Genomic DNA, 18839 nt, shown 5'->3' with positions numbered 1-18839 from the left:
ACTTGCTTTCACTCCAATATTCGGGTGAATCTGGAATTTGTTTCAATTTTGCTCAAAAAAAATTCCGGTTCCCTTAAAGGAACCGGACCAGGTTGCAGACAAACTCCCTCGCTGAACGAACAGCAGAGGGAGTTTGTTTAATAATTTGATGAAAATACCGAAGGTGTTTTGATCGTTCACCTTTTGGCGACCTGATTTCCATAGCCAGGTCGCCATTTTTTTCAAGTTCATGGCAGCGAAAACAAGCATCGCCTGCATCGTGACCTTCTCCAGTCCTCGTAAGGTCGTCCAACGCATGCCATGCTTTTCCTTCATATCAGCGAATACACGTTCAATCGTTTCTTTCCGTTTGCTATAGATTTGTTTGTTTTCCTCGGTATGCCGGAGGTGGTCTACCTCTTCGAGGTAATCAGCCCAGATGTGGCGACTCACTCTCTTTGTGTAGTCTTTACTTTCCGTGCATTGTTTCAAGAACGGACAACTTCGGCAAACTTGAGAATTTGATCGATAGATACGGTACCCATCCTTGTTTGTTGTCTCATATGTTAAGATTTGCTCGTTCGGGCAGATGTAGCAGTCGAAATATTCATCATACACATATTCGTGCTTTTTAAAAAAACCTTCTTTGGTGCGTGGTCTTGTGTAGGGCATAACGGGGCGAATCTGGTCATCAAGGAGTGTTTTACTGATGTAAGGCGTCTTGTATCCCGAGTCCACTGCCACAGCTTGAGGCTGTGCAAACGTCTTTCGCACTTGATTCAAAACATCCTCAAAAACCTGACTGTCATGCACATTGCCTGGCGTTACCTTGGCACCAAGCACAAATCCATTTCGATCACATGCTGTATGAAAACTATAAGCAAATACACGTTCCTTTTCCCCTTTTACAAACAATCCGCAATCCGGGTCAGTTGTGCTGACTTTCACCTCCTTCTTCGAAGTTTCTGTCTTTTTTTCAAGGGGCTTCTTTCCATGTGCAATACGATCCTGATTGATTTCTTCGTCCAGCAGCTCTTGATATTTCTTCGCTTGTTCTTCAACGATTTCTTTCACGTATTTATGCTTATTCGCACTGGCTTTTACATGCGTAGCATCAATGAAAAGCACATCAGGCTTCACGAATCCATGATGAACCGCCTCCTCCAATATTCGAAGGAAGATCGACTCGAAGAGTTGAGTATCCCGAAAACGGCGAACATAGTTCTTGCCTAGGGTCGTGAAATGGGGAATGGGCTGACTGAAATCATAGCCAATAAACCACCGATAGGCAACATTGGTTTCGATCTCTTTAATCGTTTGTCGCATGGAACGAATTCCAAAAATATATTGGATGAAAGCAATTTTAACTAAGACTACAGGGTCAACACTGGGTCTGCCATTGTCATGACAGTAGAGGCTTTCCACCAAGTCATAGATGAACGAAAAGTCGATTGCATTTTCAATTTTTCTTACGAGATGATCTTCTGGCACCAACTCATCTAGCGAGAATGCAGATATCTGATAACGCCCTTCGGCCTCTTGCTTATTAAGCATAATGCCACCTCTAAAAAATAACTTTTGAAAACGTAACATGTTCTATATTCAACAAAAAAGCCTGCAGACCCTGTTCCTTACGGAACTTTGTCTACAGGCTGTTCCGGTTCCCTTAAAGGAACCGGACCTCGTCATCAAACGAGAGGGCGTAGCCGCCAGCGAGAAGGTACAAATAGCTCTCCTTCACGCTCCTGCCGACAATCTGCTCGATTGCCTGCCGGTAGAGGCGTATTTGCTCGCCGTACCGCTCAATCATATTCTGTTTCACAGCTTCGGACTTCTCCATCGCTACTCTGTCTGTCTTGAAGTCAAGCAATACGAGCCCGCCGTCATCTTCCTCCAGCAAACAATCGATAACGCCCTGCACGATGATTTGCTCCTCGCTTGCACCGCTCATTTCAGGCTCCACGAGAGAAGCTGGCCTCGCCAGGGTAAACGGCAATTCACGGTGGACCACCCGTGCCCGCTTCATCCGATCTCCCAGCGGCGAGGCGAAGAAACGAACGATCTGCATGACGTCGATAGCCTGAACCTGCTCCTCCGTCAAAAAGCGGCGGGACAACAGCGAGGCAATCTGGTCGCGGACATCGTCCTCGTCCAGTGATCGTTTGAGATCGATGTTTTGCAGGATCAGATGGGTGATCGTTCCCCGCTCGGCTGCCGTGAGCGTGTGAGCGCCCTCCTCCATCAAAAACCGCGGCTTTTCCACAATCGTCGGGACGCGAAGCGGATAGCCTCTGGAAACAGCCTGTTCCCGCCGCTTCAGTTCGCTGACGGTCCATTTGGTCATCACCTGGGAAGCTGCCTGATGTGGATAGCTCCAGCCCAATTTGCGCTCAATCAGCCGCGCGCTTTCAGGATCAACAGGCCTATCCGGTACGGTCTCGCGCCTGGTGATTCGCTCCCAGTCAGAGTGCTGGCCGGAATTCCGGTCTGCCTCAGCCCTCAGATCGTCCGCGCGGTGGAAGAAAAACGACCATATGGACTCGTCCGGAACCGTTCGCACCATCACTTCGTCGCCGCCTCCGCACTCGCGGGGATAAGACCGGAGGGGACTTGCGAGCGGATGGCGCAGAAGCGCTCTGCCGACCCAATCCAGATAGCCTTTTGCTTGCAAAAGGTCTTCGTCATGCAGCCGCTCGCCGTCCCCCTGGCGTCCCCATGAGACGATGCTCTTGCACAAATCCTTGGCGGTTCCGAGCAGGACGAGCTTTTCCCTTGCCCGGGTGAGAGCGACGTACATTACTCGCATTTCTTCCGCCAGCATCTCGCGGCGCAGCTGCTGGCGGATGCCCAGTGCAGCCAGGCTCGGGTATCGCACCTGCAGCTCAGGCTCTACCGCCATCGGACCAAAGCCAAGGTCCTTGTGCAGCAAGAAGTGGCTTTTCATATCCATCGTGTTGAACTGCTTGCCCATTCCTGCGACAAAGACGACCGGAAACTCCAGCCCTTTGCTTTTGTGAATGGTCATGATGCGGACGACATCCTCGTTTTCGCCGATCGTGCGTGCCTCCCCCATATCGTTGCCCGCCTCCCGGAGCCGGTCGACGAAACGGAGAAAGCGGAACAATCCCCGATACGAGCCTGCCTCGTACTGACGGGCGCGGTCGTACAGGACGCGAAGATTGGCCTGACGCTGCTGGCCGCCCGATAGCGCCGCCACATAGTCGAGATAGCCCGTCTCGCGGTAGATCGTTGCGATCAGCTCGGCCAGAGAATCTCTTCTGGCCTGCGTGCGCCATTTGTCCAGCTTGCTGAAAAAGCGGCGCAAACGCTTCTCCCAATCCGCCTCTCCCTGCTGCTCCTCGATATACCGATGAACAGCCTGATAAAAGGGGATCGACGGATAGCTGATGCGAATCTGCGACAGTTGCGGCTCGGCAATGCCGACAATCGGTGAGCGCAGCACAGACGCAAGCGGGATGTCCTGAAACGGGTTGTCGATCACCCGCAAAAGCGAGAGCATGACCTCTACTTCTGTCGTGCTGAAATAGCCCTGGTTTTGCTCCGCATAGACGGGGATTCCGGCTGCACGCAGCTCCTCCATCATCGGCTCTCCCCACGCCGAGGTGGCCCGAAGCAGGATGACAATGTCGCGGTAAGCGAGCGGTCGCAGCCCTCCTGCCTTTTTATCGAAAACGAGAAGCGGCGCCTCGCCACTCCCCGGCTCCATCCAGCGGCGGATGCGCTCTGCGATCAGTCGGGCCTCCATTTGGGCCGCGCTCGCTTCTTCCAAGGCTTCTCCCAGTCCCGGAGCGGCTCCTCCGTCTGCGGAAGCTTCTCCGCCCTCTGCGGGGGGATTCGCCTGATCCTCCGCCTCTTCCTGTGAAGTCCGGTCAATCAGATGCAGCTCCACTTGCAGACGGTCAGGCTCCACCTCCGGATAGGAGGCGCGGCAGATCAGCTCAGCCGAACGGTCGTAGTCGATTTCCCCGACGCCCGGCGACATGATCTGCCTGAACAGGAAGTTGACCGCGTCCACGACTTCGCGGCGGCTGCGGAAGTTGGCCGCCAGATCGATCCGCTGTCCCGTCCCCCGGCTGTTTCCCGATGCATCCTGCAAGTCTGTTCCACCCGCTTCGTGCTGCTCCAGCCGGTCGCTCTCAGAGCCGGTCTCATAGCTCAAGTATTTCTCCAAAAACAAATTGGGCTCAGCCAGCCGGAACCGGTAAATGCTCTGTTTGACATCTCCTACCATGAAGCGGTTTGCTATTTCGTGCGAATCCGGTTCACGCGATACCATGCGCAAAATCGTTTCCTGAACAAGGTTGATGTCCTGATACTCGTCGACGAGGACCTCTGCATACTGATCGCGCAACTGGAGGGCAAGCGCTGAAGGCTGCTTCCCGCCACCACCGCTGCTGTCTGACTCCTCCGCCTCAGCATCGGCTCTCGTCAAAAGCCGGAGAGCCAGATGCTCCAAATCACCGAAGTCAACCAGCGCCCGCGCCCGTTTTTCCTGCGCAAAAGCCGCGTCAAACTCCGTGACCAATCGGGCCAGCGTCTGCATCGACGGAGCCAGCCTTTCAAGGTCCGCCAGGTACTGCTCCGCCGGCATGGAGAAGTTTTGCTCGACCAGCTCGCCAAGCGCTTTCTTCACCTCATTGCGAAGCCCCTGCACCTGTTCCTTGAGATCCGGGTCGACATCCTTGACAGACGGCAAACGTGCAAAGGAAATGCCTCGGACTGCCTGCTCCGTCTCTGCCCATCCCTGACGGCACGCCGCTACTGCCCGCTCCAGGCCAGCCGCCTCCGCTTCCAACAGCGGAACGTAAGCAGCAGGCCCTTCCGGTGAAGCAGCCAGGAGAACGGCTCGTCTCAGCTTTCCTTCCAGACCTTGCAATTCCCATCTCAGCGACTGCAGGATGCTTTTCGTCCACTTGAGGCCGTCCATCGACTTTGCGGACGCTGTCGCAAACATCTCGGCAGCTTCCTCCAGCCATCCCTTCGGATCCGGATTGCTGCGTGAAAACTCGTACAGGCGCAACAGCAGCCCGACAAGGATCTGGTCATCCTGTCCGTCCAGCATCAGATCGGCCAAACGTTGAAAATCCGGGTCTCGCTCGTACCACTCCTCCAGCATTTCCTCCAGAATGTCCTGGCGGAGCAGCTCGCCTTCCATCTGGTCGGCAATGCGGAAGTCGGGATCAAGCTCCACGAGGTAGTAATACTGGCGCAAAAGCCCCAGACAAAAGGAGTGAATCGTGGTGATGGAGGCCCGCTGCAGCAGGGCCAATTGTTTTCGCAAATGAGCGGACTGCGGCTTTTCCTTGAGCGCCTTTCGCAACGCTTCGCTGATCCGGTGCCTCATCTCCGCGGCGGCCGCATTGGTAAAGGTAACGACCAGTAATTCATCCACCCCGACGGGATCGCTTTCGTCCATGATCCGGCGAATGATCCGCTCTACGAGCACTGAGGTTTTCCCAGAGCCAGCTGCTGCCGCCACCAGCAAATTGCTTCCACGGCTCGTTATCGCCTGCCACTGCTCGTCGGTCCACTGCTCAGGCTTTGCCTGCGGCTGACTCGATTGCTGCTCCATCGCTATCCACCTCCGCATCTGTTAATTGCCCGCTCTGGAGCATATCCCATATTTCCTTGTTGTTCCACTTGGGAAGCTGGCGCAGCTGATTTGCGTCTCCATCCGGGTCGTATTGGCAGACAGGCTTGTACGAGCATCGATCGCAAGCAGTCAACGTTCCGCTCACATAGGGGGAAATCTCAATGTCGCCGTCTGTCATCCGCGCGCTCAGCTCTTTTACCGTGGTGCGGACGAACTGTTGGAGCGCTTGAAACTGCTCCGCCGTTGCCACAGAGGAACGAGCCGACAAGGTGCCGTCCTTTTTCAATTCAAACGGAACCAGTTCGGAAGCCCCCTGCTCCACCTGTGCGTCCATCATGCGGGCCAATTCCGGGTCGGCCAGCATCAAGCCTTTCATCCGCAATCGCTTTGCCCGCTCCTTGGCCGCTTCATCACTGGTCAAAAGCCGCTTTGCCGTGACAAACGGGTCCGCTACCTGGTAGTAAAAGACACCAGCCATCTCTGCCTTTTGGCCGAGCCATTCCTCTGCATTCGTCACGACCACATCGAGGTAGACCAGAAGCTGCAGATTCAGACCGTTGAACACATCAGACAGCAGGAGCTGCTTCGGACTGGATTTGTAGTCAATCACGCGCAAATACGGGATCTCGCTGTCGAGAGATTGGTCGACACGGTCGATTCGCCCGATCAACTGGACAGAGGAGCCGTTGGCCAGCCGCAGTTCGAGTCCAGGCAGATCTCCGCCAGGGCCAAACGCCACCTCCAGACCTACAGGGGCAAAGCGGCTCCGCTTCGCATGCTCGCCCAGGACGTAGATGGCTCTTCCGACCGCCCGTTTCAGCTTGCCCGACAGGTATCGGTACCGGGCCGTCCGGGTGAGGATGCTGCTGCGGGTCGACGGCACCAGCTCGTCAACTACTTCACCGGCCAACTGCATGCTGTTCGCTTCGGTCAAACGGCTCCATTCCAAATGTTCCTCGTTCATCTTTTCGACTGCGCGCTTGAGCGAGGCGTGGAATAGCTCGCCCACGTCAAAACGCTCCAGCTTGTATAGCTGCCGCTCTCGCAAGCGCAGGCCGTGCGAGGAGTAATGAGAAAATGGACAGGTCTGGAAGCGTTCCAGCCGGGAGACGCTCATCTTGAGACGGTCCCCGTAAAGGGCTTGGCTCGTCTTCCTGTCCAGCGGCATCGGCCGGTTTGTGTAGCGCAAGCCGGACAGAAGCCACTTCTCTCTGCTCGCGTCGGGAGAGTGCCGCAGAAACCAGTCGTATACCTCCCACCAGAAAACGGGCAGGCTGCCGCTCTCCTTCATTTCCCGCACGAGCGTAAGCAAATGGCTGAATACGCGTCGCGGCGAGCCCAGCAAAAAGGAGTCCGCCTCGGCATTCCCACTCGGCTCATTGTGGAAAAACCGGTAAGGCACATCCGGGATAACTTCCCGGATGCGGGCAAACACCGAAGAAGGCAAAAGCGCTTTCCCCTCTTCATCTGCCAGCGCACAGCTCAAATACAGCCGCTCCGCCGGACGGGTCATCGCCTGATAGAGCAGAAACGGTTCGGCCATCAGCCGCTGCTTGGCTGTCGGCGCGAGCTCCATTCCCATTTCCGCGAGCCTTTCCCGCTCCGCCTCGTCCAGCACGCCGTCTTCCTTCGGCTTGAGGGGAATGACTCCTTCGTTGACCCCAAGCAGAAAGAGAGCCCGTACATCCGGCTGGCGGGAACGCTCCATCGACCCGACCAATACCTGATCCAGCGCAGGCGGCACCAGGCCAAGCTCAATGCTTTCCAGTCCGCTCTCCAGGACGCTGGCAAACGTGTCGATGTCCATCTGCTCCTCGCCCATCACTTCGACGACCTGGTCAAAGAGGCTCATCAGCCCGTTCCAGACCTGCCCGTGCATCTGGGCATCGTCCAGCTCTCCCGACTGCTCTGCCGTTCTTTGCCACTTTTCCAGTATGCCTGGTACGTCGAGACTGACCAAAAAGCGGTAGAGAGCTGTCGCCATCGCGCGGACATCTTTCTTTTCCGCCTGCTTCAGCTCTTCTTCAAACCGGCGCAAGGGCGCTGCGTACTGTCTTCGCAATTCATCTGCCGCCTGATCCTCCGCAGACTCTCCGCCAAACCGCCACGGCTTCTCATCCGACCAATAAGAGCCGTATACGCCATGTGCCAGCACATAGTTTTCCAGCAAGTCGACTTCTCGCCGAATCACGTTCAGTGGAACCTGCTCCCCGCTGTCGGAAACGCGTCCCTCCGGTGTGACCAAATCTGTCTTCAGGCAGCGGAATACCGCTTCATACCGCCATCTGGCCGTGACCACCTCCAGAGCGGAACGGACCAATTCCATCAGCGGATGGTGCATGACCGTGCGCTTCTGATCCAGGAAGAACGGGATCCCGTAATCGGTAAACACGGTCGCAAGCTCGTCCGCATAGGTGCCGATCTCGCGCAGCAGTATCGCCATGTCGCGCCAGCGATACCCCTCCGTGCGCGCAAGCTCGAGAATCTGCAGAGCGACCGCTTCCACCTCGGCCCGGCGATTGGCGGCCGACAGCAGACTTACTTCATCCGCTCTTGCGGGAGGCGGAGGAGTACCCGGGTCTCCCCACGCAAAGTAACGATCCTCCAGCTGGCGAAGCCACGGACTGCCGGCAAATCTCCCCGGCCCGGTCAACAGAATCGGGCTTTCGACCGCTACGCCCGCTTCTTTGGCCATCTTCTCCAATGTTTGATAGGTGCGCAGAGTCGGATGAAACAATCCGAGCTCATCAGGGGAGGCATCCCGTTCGGACGGGTCGAGGCAAAGCGCAATCGTGACCTTTTTGGCGCAGACCATCAGTTGCTCGATCACCCGCAGCTCCTGGTTCGTAAATCCGCTGAAACCGTCGATAAAAATCTCGGTCTGGGCGATGTAAGCGGAATCTTTGATCATGACAGCAACGCGGTTCAAAATATCGTCCGCATCCCAGTACCCTTGGGCGAGATGAGCCTCGTACGCATTCATGACCAGTCTCAGATCATGTATTTTTTGATTGAGCGTCCCGCTTCCCCAATCGACGTTTTCCGTATGGGTAAAGCTGACGCCGTATGACTTGCACTCGCTGATCAGACGGCCCAACTGGGACGTAAAACCGGGCTGCAGCGCTGCCCGCCTGAATACCTGCAGCTCTTCCTTGTAGCGCTCCAGCAGCAGGCGCAGGACCATTTGCTTGCCCAGGTCATCGACAGGCACGAGCGTCAAATCGCCAAGCTCCTGCAGCAGCCGATGCGCCAGCCGCCCGAAGCTGAGGACCTGTGTGCCGATCACGCCGTGCAGTCCCGGGATGGAAGCGAGTGCGTACTCCGCTTGAAAGCTGGCCTGCTCAGGAACGACCAAAATCATCGGCGAACCGAGCGCGGACTGCTTCAGCCGCGCTTCCATTTGGTTCAGGATGGTTTGCGTCTTGCCTGTTCCGGCACGGCCCAGGACAAATTGTACTGCCATGAGCACTCCTCCTCGTCGTTGTTGATTATTCTGTCTCCATCCTGATCGTGCTGCCTTCGCCCATAGGCTCCGCCGGCGTGATGATCAGTCTTCGCGGCATGCGTACACGAATCTCCGGAACATGGCTGATCACGCCAATTGTAAAGTCGTCCATGCGCAATCTCTCCAATGCGTCCATGACCACCTCCAAAAGCTCCGGATCAAGCGTACCGAAGCCTTCATCGAGGAAAAAGAACTCCAATCTGCCGCCCCGCATCTGAATCTCCATGGACAAGGCCAAGGCCAGCGACAGGGACGTCAGGAAGGTCTCTCCCCCTGACAGCGTGCTGATCGGCCTGCGCATTCCTCCCGCGCCCTCGTCTCTTAAGATAAATTCGCCTTCGTCGCCGATTTCCAGCGCATAGCGGTTTTTGGTCATCCGCATCAGGTGGTAGGAAGCGTCTCTGGCGATCGAGGCGAGCTTTTCCTCGGCGATGAACTGCACGAACGCCTTTCCTTCCAGCAGCTTTTTCAGCTCCTCCAAACGGCTTTGCTCGTCCATCTCCTCTGCGAGCCGTTTTTCGATTGAAAGCCATTTTTCATGGTTCTGCTCTACCTGGGCAAACGTTTGCCGGGTGACTGCCACCTGCTCCTTGGCCGCCTGATGCCCCTCTTCCGCTTCGTCCCAGGCCTGCTTGGCCGCTTCCCATTCCACTTTGGTGACATGCCTTCCGTCCAATGCCTTCAGCAGCCGCTCCTCATCGTACCGCAAACGGGCTAGCTCCGTCTGGTACGCGGAAAGCTGCTCCTGCAAAGACACAAGCCGATCCCGCTCACGGTACAGCTCTCCTGCCCGTTCCGGAGTGCCGAGGCCGCTCTCCGCCAGCGAGCGGTGCATTTGTTCTGCCGCTTCCGTTCGCTGCCGGGACAGTACCGCATAGCCTTCTGACAGCTTGACTACGGCATTTTGCACCTCTTCCCGGGCCTCTCGTGTTTCTTTGCGCTTGTTTTCCGCTTCGTCCAAAGAGGTGCGAAGCTGCTGCAGAGTCTGCTCCACGGTTGTCAGCAGCTTCCGCGCGGGCTGTCCGCCCGTCCGCTCCAGCCACATCCCGTGCTTTTGCTCCCACAGCCGCTTTTTTTCCTCCAGCCGCTCACCAAGCAGCGCCTGCTGCGAGTGCAGGGCGGCATGGCGCGAGACCGCTTCCTGATAGCCTGCCAAAAGCGACTGGTACAGCGACTCCTTTTCCGCCCTCGCTTGCTGCAGAACCGACGTTTCCCGGTCGCGCTTTCCGATCGCTTCCCAATGCTTTTCTATTTCCTCAACCTTGACGTCGCCCAGTCTGTCCTCCAAGCGCCGTTTGGCTTCCTCCGCTTGAACGGCCGCGGCTTCCAGACGGGCTTTTGCGGCTGCTTCTTTTTTCAAAAGCTGTTCGCCGAGAACGGCGCTTCGCTCATACATGCGCTTTTTCTCCGCTTCCCGGTCGCGCAGCCCATCCGCCCATTTTTGCAGGCGTTCCCGTTCCGCTCTGTACGCCTCTCGCGCTTCCGCTTCGCTCTTCAGAGCCGCCTCTTCCTGCTTGTACATCTGCAGCAGTTTGGTGATGTCGCCCACCGCCCATTTTTCTCCAAGGGCAGCGCACTCGCGACGGATCGCGTCAATTCTTTCCATCAATACTGCACGCTCTTCGCCGAGGGAGATCATCCGCTGCTCCCACAGCTTCCACTCTCCCTTTGCCGTCTGCAAGGCCTCGAACGCTGTCCGGATCTGCTGCTCCGCGTGACGAACAGCTTCCTCCGTCTCCCGCATCTGCTGACGGATGCTTTCTCCTGCAGCCTGCTGATTGTCCGACTCAGGCTTTTTCTCCTCCGGCTCTTCCAGGCAAGGATGATGGGACGAACCGCATACCGGGCACGCTTCCCCGGGGTTCAGACGATCACGCAGCATTCTGGCCATATTCGCTTCCCGCCACTGCTCCCATTCAGCACGGAGACGTTCGAGTTCGCTCCGCCGTCTCGCCTGGGCTTCCTCTTCCATTTTGACTTTCGCTTCGCATGCGTGCAGACGGGTTGCGGCCTGTTCCTGTTCGCGCTGGGCTGTCTGCCGCTTCTCCTCCCAGTTGGCGAGTGCCTGCTCCTGCTCGCGCCATTGCCTGCCCCATTGCTTGATCTGGGACAGGGCGTCGAGTTTCTCGGTCCACTCGGCTTCGGACGAAGGCGGAGTTGCCTCAAGCTGGGCAAGCTTCGTCCTGGCTTCCGCCAACTGCGAGGCGCTTTTCTCCCATTCCTTTTGTGCCATCTCCAGCTCCGAGGCGGCAGACCTCCGCTCCGATTCAACACCCTCCAGCTCGGTAGCCAGCTCTTTGCGCTTCTGTTCTTCCCGTTCCCAGATCAGCTTGGCATCCCGCAGGGCGACGATGAAATCGCGCCATTCCGGCTTTACCTGGGCCGCTTCCAGCGATTTTTCCAGTTCGGCCCGCTCGCTCTCCAGGCGGTTCAAGGACTCTTTGTCACGGGCCAGCTGTTGTTTTAGCACAGTCAGCTCCTGCGACACCTTTTGCCATTCCTGTTCAAGCACGGTCCATTCCGCGCGCAGAGCGGACATCTCTTCTTCCCACTCCGCAGCCTGGATCAGCCTGCTTTTCCGCTCGATCATAAGCGGCTCCTCCCGCTGCAGCTCGGAAGCGCATTTCACATACGACTCCTCCGCCTGCAGATGCGCTTGCTGGACGACTTCCTGCTTCTTGCGCGCGTCCTCCAGTTGAACAGCCGTCTCCTTCCACTCAGTGTCCAGACGTTCAAACTGCTGGACCTGCGGCCATAGCCTGACACTTGCTTCCAGCCGCTTTGCGAGCCGCTCCCATTCAGCGGCTTCCTCCGTCCGGGCCAACTGCTCTGCGAGGCGCTCGCGGACACGCTCCAGCTCCTCCTGCCACCCGTATACCTGCTCCATCTCCTTGATCATTCCCGCGAGGCCATCCCGCTGCTCTGCATAGACGCGCTCCTGCCGAGCAGCTTCCTCCCACGTTTTCCGGGCTTGCTCCAGCGCCTCCGGTCCAGCATCCCCGAGCGCCGCCTTCTCCAGCTCGATTTTATGAAGCCGCTCCCGAGTCGCTTCCAGTCCCGCCCGAACGCGCTCACTCAGTTTTTCACCGTAGATATGTAGATGAAACATCCGCTGCAGCATCTCATTGCGGTCGCTCCCCTTGAGCGTCAAAAAGCGGGAAAACTGTCCCTGCGGCAGCACGACAGCCCGGGTAAAATCCTGCAGCGTAAGCCCAATCAAAGACTCGACAGCCGCCGTTGCCATAGTCGCCTTCGATTCCAGCACGACATCCGGCGTCTCTTCGTCTGTTCCGCACTGGATCAGGCGGACCTCCGGCTGTCTCCAGTTTCCGTTTTTATTCAGGCCAAATTCCCGTTCGATCGTATACCGCTTCCGCTCAGCACCCGATCCCAGCTCAAAGGTGAACGAGACAAATACCCGCTGCTCCAACTGGTTGAGCACATCCTTGGGATGGCTGCCGCCGCCGAGCCTGACGACCTGTCCGTAAAGCGCGAGCGTGATCGCGTCCAAAATCGTCGATTTCCCGCTCCCGGTCGGGCCAAAGATTCCAAAGAGACCGGCTTCGCACAGTTTTTCAAAATCGATCTCCTGCATCTCCCGATAGCTATGCAAGCCGGCAAGCTTCAGTCGTATCGGCTTCATCTCGTTCCCTCCTCTTCACCGATTTGGTTCAGCAGACGCTGAAACAAGGCGACCAGCTTCTCGTCCGGCTCTGCCCCGCGCTTTCGTTCATAGAAGCGGCGAAACAGCTGGTCAGGCAGCAGCTCGCTCAGCTCCGCTCGCTGCTCGCTCGCCGAGTCCGCCGTTTCCTCGCGCACCACAACCCGCTGTACTTTGAGAAAATCATCGCTCATTTTGCGCAGCCGCTGAAATTCAGCCGGGTCGATCACGTCCGATACGTGCAGCTCCAAGTCGATCCATGCGCCGGCGTCCCTGCCTTCCTCCAGCCATTTTTCCACCTGCGCAATCCCTTCTGTAGCCTTCCAGCGCGCCAGCGGCCTGCCGCTTGTCAGGTAGACGATCTCCTCTTGCACTTCCTCTCCGGGAACGACATCCACGATCACGACAGCCTTGCTCTGTCCTGCCTCCGAAAAGGAGTACCCGAGCGGCGACCCGCTGTAGCGAATGAGCGGCTTCTCTCCCAGCTTTTGCAGACGGTGCAGGTGGCCGAGCGCCACGTAATCCGCTTTTTCCGGGAAAGCCGACGGGGAGACGGTCAAGGCTCCGCCGATCTGAATAGGCCGCTCGGAATCGCTTTCCCTGCCGCCCATGACAAACAGGTGGCTCGTCACCAGATTGACCGTATCCTCACGGAAATGTACCGACAGCTCGTCAAGCAGCGTCTTGATCCGCTCAGAAAATGCGAGCTGCATCTGCTCCTGGGTAAACGTATCGCTTAACAGCTCCTTGAGGCGGGCTTCCGATGGATACGGCAGGGCCAGAATGACCGCGTGGTGTTCCACGCCGGGAACGGCCAGCTCCATCCACGACGGCCCTCCGTCCAGTACCCGCACCTTATCTCTGGGGGCGTCGCTCCCCGACAAGATCGGCGTTTCTTTGGGCAGTCCCAACAGAACGATGCCCTGTTTCGACGCAATCGGCGCCGCCGCCCGAACCCGCTCCGGCTGATCGTGGTTACCCGCAATGACGACGACAGCCCGCCGCCCTCCAGCGGACAAGCGCTCCAGCGCCGTATAAAACAGCTCCTCCGCCCAGGCAGGGGGGTTGACTGAGTCATAGACGTCCCCGGCAATCAACACGAGCTGAACGTCTTTTTCCTCCGCAATCCGGCAGAGCTCGTCCACAAAATCAGATTGTTCTCCCCGTCTGTCACGCCCCTCCAGCTGACGACCGAAATGCCAATCCGCCGTATGTAAAATACGCATGCTTGCACCTTCTCCCGATCATGTGTTTGCGTTCATTGTATCACAGAAAACCCGGTGTTTGCCGAGCCATTGAACAGTTAACAATAATCGCCACTTCCATGTAACTTTTTCTCTCTCAAACTCGTCCTCACCTGTAGAAAACATGAGAGGGGTTAACCAAACGCGTGAAACCTGCCAACCTGTTCGTCGCTGTCCCTGCCCTCTTGCTGGCGTTTTCGGTTTCTGTCTCTGCCGATGCTGCGTCATCTCCGCCCGGCAACAATCAAGCCGGTACAGCAGCTTTGGCTGATACAGCTTCTGCGGTAGTTCCGGCCAAAGCAGCTCCTGTCGAAGCTCCGGCCAAAGCTTCACCTAAAACTCCATCAGTAAAGGCTGCCTCTTCTGCAAAGGATGAAATCCGGCAGGTACAGGCATGGATCAATGCCGAAGCGAAGAGGAAAATAGCGGACGATCGACTGGAAGACTTCAGCTATCGCTGGATTCAACTGGATGACGACCCGGAGCTGGAGCTTGTGGCAAAAATAAATGACAGTGTGCGGCTGGGCCACTTCTATGTACTCGACCGCCGCCCCAACGGCACCTATGCGCTCTTGACCGAGCAGCCGTGGAATGTCCCGCATTTGGACCTGGAGCGTTGGGACTACAATCATTTTGACAATCCCAATTGGTCAACCATCCCTTCAGGTGAAGAAGGCAAGGTAGGGGGAAAACGGCTGTTTGAAACGCTTAACAAATCCGGGGGCACCGGCATAAGCGTCTACTACGCCCATCTGTGGTATATCGAGAACGGAAAGTTTGTGGAGGCTTGGGAAGGGACAATGCTGGAAACGGGCTCCGTACCCGGAGGCCAGTCATTCCAGACGATCGGCCAATATCAAATTGTCCAGACGGGCCCTGTTCCTCTGCTTTACTACTGGAAAACGATGCGTGAGCTGGACCCTGATAGCGGAAAGCCCCTTTCTTCTTCCTCTGTGCAGACAGAAGTTCACGTCTTTCCGTTTGAAAACGGCCGCTTTACATCTGCTGCTGCCGCAAAGAACTGACCAGCGGATTTCAGCCCGCTCAAAGCCCGGCATCTTTGCTGCTCCATAAAAAAGCCGCCTCTCCGGCGATCCCGGGAAAGGCGGCTTTCTGCTTGCTTGCGCTTGCTATTGTTGCTGTCTTTTTGTCCCCTTCTCCGGTGCCTTCAACGATTGCAGGCACATATAGCACATCGTTCCGAAGAGACATGTAATGACGGCAGAGTGAAAAATCGTCGAGTACAGCGTCAGGCGGGACAAGACAACCCAGCCGCCGCTCAGCACCTGAATGACCACGAGCACAAATGACAAGATGCCCGCACCGTACAAGTCACGCCGCGTCTCTTTGAAGTGGCGCAAAACATAAACCAGCACGGCGGCCAGTAGAATCGCCAACACAATCGCGGCTACACGGTGCATAAAATGAATCCCTGTTTGTCCCGACAGCTCCGGTATGAGCTTGCCCTGGCAAAGCGGCCAATCGCTGCAGCCCAGATTGGAGCCGGTGTGACGCACATACGCGCCCAAATAAACGACACCATATGCGTAAATGGTCACAATCCATATGGCCCATCGAAACCCCTTGGAAACCGTTCCCCGGACCAGCTTTTCCACCTTGTTCCGCTGCAGAACGAAGATGCTCAACAGCAAAACCCCGCTAAAGGCCAGAAGTGAAAACCCAAAGTGCAAGGCCATTACGGCAGAGGACTGCGGCCAAATAACCGCGGATGCTCCCAGGAAAGACTCCAGGATCAAGAAAAACATGCTGAACATCACAAGTCCGCGAACTTCCCGATTCCGCGGGTATCTCCGCCATGCCAGGATGGAAAAAATCCCGACGATGATACCGGTCATTCCGGTGACGAAGCGGTGCATATACTCGATCATTGATTCCAACGTGTATTCGGGTACCCATCTTCCGTTACAGAGTGGCCAGTCATTGCCACAGCCCAAACCCGAATCAGTCTTGGTCACCAGTGAGCCACCGATCATGACCATGAAGGTAATAATGGTGGATGCAATGGCAAACCATTTCAGCCATTTGTCCATAATTGTTACACCTGACTTCGAGAGAGAACTGTTCAAAAAGAGGGGTATTTCAGCTTTTTGAACAACCTCCATATTTTATCGTACAAAATGCTCATGTTGCGTATCCCCACTATCACGATAATAAAACATCCCCTGCCGTGCAAGGGATGTTCCGTTCCATTTTGTGATCGTTACGTGTCAAAAGTTGTCCAGCATCGTGCTCACAACAATTGCAGCGCAGAAAACAGTGAGGTACAGGATGGAATAGCCAAACAGCTTTCTCGCCCAGGGCAGTTCATCTTCCTCTTTAAGCTGGAAGCCCTTGAACAACAGCACCAAATAAATGATGCCCATGACAGCCATGACACCCAGATACAGATACCCGACACTGCTGTAGAAAAAGAGCAGCAGCGAAGCGGGAATGAGTACGGCACCCCAGATAAACATCTGACGTTTCGTCTCGGCAAACCCCTTTACGACGGGCAGCATCGGAATGCCCCCTGCCCGATATTCCTCCGTTTTGAGCATCGCCAAAGCGAGGAAATGCGGCGGCTGCCACAAGAACAAGATCAAAAACAGAAGCCATGCAGCCGGGTCCATATTGTTGGTGACAGCTACCCAGCCGATCACTGGCGGAACAGCGCCTGAAATGCCGCCGATAACTGTATTCAGCGTGGTTACCCGCTTGAGCGGCGTATAAATCAGCACATAAAAGATATGGCCGATTAATCCCCATACGGCTGCCAATGGATTGACGAAATAGGCCAGAACAACAAGTCCAACAAGCAGCAAACCAATTCCGATCAACAATGCCTTCAGCGGGGAGATGCGGCCGGAAGCGATCGCCCGGTCTTGGGTGCGCTTCATTTTTTTATCCAGATCGCGGTCGTAATAGTTGTTCAGTGTTGCACCAGACATGATCACCAGGGCGGTTCCGATCATCGTCCAAATAGCCAGAACCCAGTTCGGGTATCCATACGATGCCAGCCACAGACCCGCAAATGCGGTCATCAGGTTGGACATCGTAATGCCCGGCTTTGTCAGCTGCACATAATCTTGCAATGTGGCCCTTCTTGCCGGTTGGGACTGCGCCGCAGGATCGGTGTCGATCGACTCCTGCATCGTCACTTGCTGGTCCACGTTTTGTACCTCCTGTCTGCTAAAAATCCCTTACACGCCAGACCACCACTTCACAAGGAAGTGGCAGTTTATCACGCAATCTATTCCCTCATAATCATTGCAAGACTTTTCGTACCGTAAAATCATTGTATGATCAGCTCTTCGATTACCAGCCGAAAATGACATCCAGGACTCCCGTCGTCTCGCCGCCTGGGTAGATCAGGTAGAGAAGAGTGTAAACAGTCACGCCTGTGATGGCAGAGGCAAACCAGATGACAGACGTCCACGGACCGATTTTCTTATGCTTGTCGTACTTTCTTTTAAATCCGTAATAAAGCGTGACCAGTCCCATCACTCCCCCTATCGTTGCCAGGATGATATGGAAGATGAGGAAAATCTGATAGAAAATACGAATGTTGTCCGGACCGCCGAACAAAGTATTCCCCAGCAGAGCGGTACGGGATACATACGTAATAAAGAAGATCGTCGCACAGATGGCCGCCCACTTCATCGTCTTGATGTGTTTTTCTGTCTGGCGGCTGCGAATGAAATACCAGCCAAAAGCTACGAGAATCCCGCTAATGGCAATGAAGGACGTACTTATCGTAGGCAGTAAAATGTGCATATCTACACCTCGTATCGCAACTTTCTCTTTCTATTAATACCTTATGCTCTGCGCTGATCGGTCGCAGGCTTCAGCACACCGATATTTTGGGCTGCAGGCTGCTGATCCATCGGCAAGTCGTCCTGCTTTTCGTCCTTGCGCCATTTATAAAAAATGTAGGCCAAAACAGAGCCGTAGACCATTTCCTGAACCAGCTTCATGATGATGCCTCCGGTCCGTTGGTCAACAAAGGCGGTATACCCTTCGAACAACTGTGGCGCATTCATGTAATGCTGATAAATCGGCTCTCCGGCAAAGATAATCAACGCACATGCCGGTGTGATCAAAATCCCGTTGGCAAACAAATACGCCATTTTTTTCAGGCCCGCGAGCTGCTCCGGTTGGCCTGGCAGCGGATTTACGATCGGCCACCACATACAGAAAGCCGTACAGAACAGGAAAGCGTGGAAAGCATTCATCGCATCGTGATTCAGAGAAGCGGTATCAAGAATGAACGGAACGTGGTAGAAAGACAGCAAAGCGTTGAAAACGACAGCCGCCACGATCGGTTTTGTGAAGATTCGCAGCAAGGCGTACATTCTCTTGTTGCTGAAAATCGCCGTCCACAGCCATCCCGGAATTCCTACCATCAAAAGCGGAGGCAATACAAAGAACAGGAGGGACATTTGAAGCATGTGCATGCTGAACAGGTAATGGTGTCCCACGTAGTTGATCGGACTGCCTGCACCCGCATAAAAAAACAGCATGGCCAAAACAAACAGCACCTTCTGTTTTGCCGTTGCCGGTTTTGAATCCGCAAAACGGTGACGCAGCGGCCCTGTTAGTGCAAAGTAAAGGATCGTCAGCAAAATGGTAATCAAAATGACAGTCGGGCTCCACATATCAGAAAACGAACCAATCCCGCCATCAACGGGCGTTCCATGTTGGTGATGATCATGCATCGGATTTTTCAATCCTCCTTTCATATTAGAAAGGGTGCCCTCTATACAATCTTCATTATACCGTTAATTCAGCCCGACTTCCTCTCCTAAAAATGAACAATATGTTGACAAACGAATATGG

10 protein-coding genes are annotated in these 18839 nt (G+C 55.6%); 1 reads left to right on the top strand and 9 read right to left on the bottom strand.

Annotated features, from left to right (window positions below):
• Positions 1–42 precede the first annotated feature (42 nt).
• From V5G20_RS05630 to V5G20_RS05610, 5 genes are all read right to left on the bottom strand, one after another.
• Entirely contained in the window at positions 43–1533 is a 1491-nt protein-coding gene (locus V5G20_RS05630; protein WP_338463261.1) for an IS1182 family transposase, read from the bottom strand.
• Between the two features lie 112 nt (positions 1534–1645).
• Entirely contained in the window at positions 1646–5572 is a 3927-nt protein-coding gene (gene addA, locus V5G20_RS05625; RefSeq protein WP_338463260.1) for a helicase-exonuclease AddAB subunit AddA, read from the bottom strand.
• Positions 5535–9056, bottom strand: a complete 3522-nt coding sequence (addB, locus tag V5G20_RS05620) for a helicase-exonuclease AddAB subunit AddB (RefSeq protein WP_338463259.1) — start codon at positions 9054–9056, stop codon at positions 5535–5537. The genes addA and addB overlap by 38 nt, the downstream gene beginning before the upstream one ends.
• A 25-nt stretch (positions 9057–9081) precedes the next feature.
• Positions 9082–12741, bottom strand: a complete 3660-nt coding sequence (locus V5G20_RS05615) for an AAA family ATPase (RefSeq protein ID WP_338463258.1) — start codon at positions 12739–12741, stop codon at positions 9082–9084.
• Positions 12738–13985 carry an exonuclease SbcCD subunit D gene (locus V5G20_RS05610; RefSeq protein WP_024983588.1) on the bottom strand — a complete coding sequence of 416 codons (1248 nt, stop codon included), beginning with the start codon at positions 13983–13985 and terminating at the stop codon, positions 12738–12740. Before V5G20_RS05610 ends, V5G20_RS05615 begins: the two co-directional genes overlap by 4 nt.
• Before the next feature lie 164 nt (positions 13986–14149).
• Here V5G20_RS05610 and V5G20_RS05605 point away from each other — a divergent pair, with 164 nt between their 5' ends.
• The gene (locus V5G20_RS05605) at positions 14150–15028 is read left to right on the top strand and encodes a hypothetical protein (protein ID WP_243014892.1); all 879 of its coding nucleotides are present in this window, start codon (positions 14150–14152) and stop codon (positions 15026–15028) included.
• Positions 15029–15133: 105 nt separating this feature from the next.
• Here V5G20_RS05605 and V5G20_RS05600 read toward each other — a convergent pair whose 3' ends face one another.
• The 4 genes from V5G20_RS05600 to V5G20_RS05585 form a co-directional block, all read right to left on the bottom strand.
• On the bottom strand, positions 15134–16054 hold the full coding sequence (locus V5G20_RS05600) for a COX15/CtaA family protein (protein ID WP_003391752.1): 921 nt from the start codon (positions 16052–16054) through the stop codon (positions 15134–15136).
• 177 nt (positions 16055–16231) lie between these two features.
• Positions 16232–17173, bottom strand: coding sequence for a heme o synthase (gene cyoE, locus V5G20_RS05595; RefSeq protein ID WP_172920671.1), 942 nt, complete (start codon positions 17171–17173; stop codon positions 16232–16234).
• A gap of 145 nt (positions 17174–17318) precedes the next feature.
• The gene (locus V5G20_RS05590) at positions 17319–17777 is read right to left on the bottom strand and encodes a DUF420 domain-containing protein (protein ID WP_003391757.1); all 459 of its coding nucleotides are present in this window, start codon (positions 17775–17777) and stop codon (positions 17319–17321) included.
• Positions 17778–17818: 41 nt separating this feature from the next.
• Entirely contained in the window at positions 17819–18718 is a 900-nt protein-coding gene (locus tag V5G20_RS05585; RefSeq protein WP_338463257.1) for a cytochrome c oxidase assembly protein, read from the bottom strand.
• Between the last annotated feature and the right edge of the window lie 121 nt (positions 18719–18839).

Source organism: Brevibacillus borstelensis, from assembly GCF_036700025.1.
Taxonomy (GTDB): Bacteria; Bacillota; Bacilli; order Brevibacillales; family Brevibacillaceae; genus Brevibacillus; species Brevibacillus borstelensis.
Note: the sequence above shows the minus strand (reverse complement) of the source record. Positions and strands in the feature narration are given on the sequence as shown.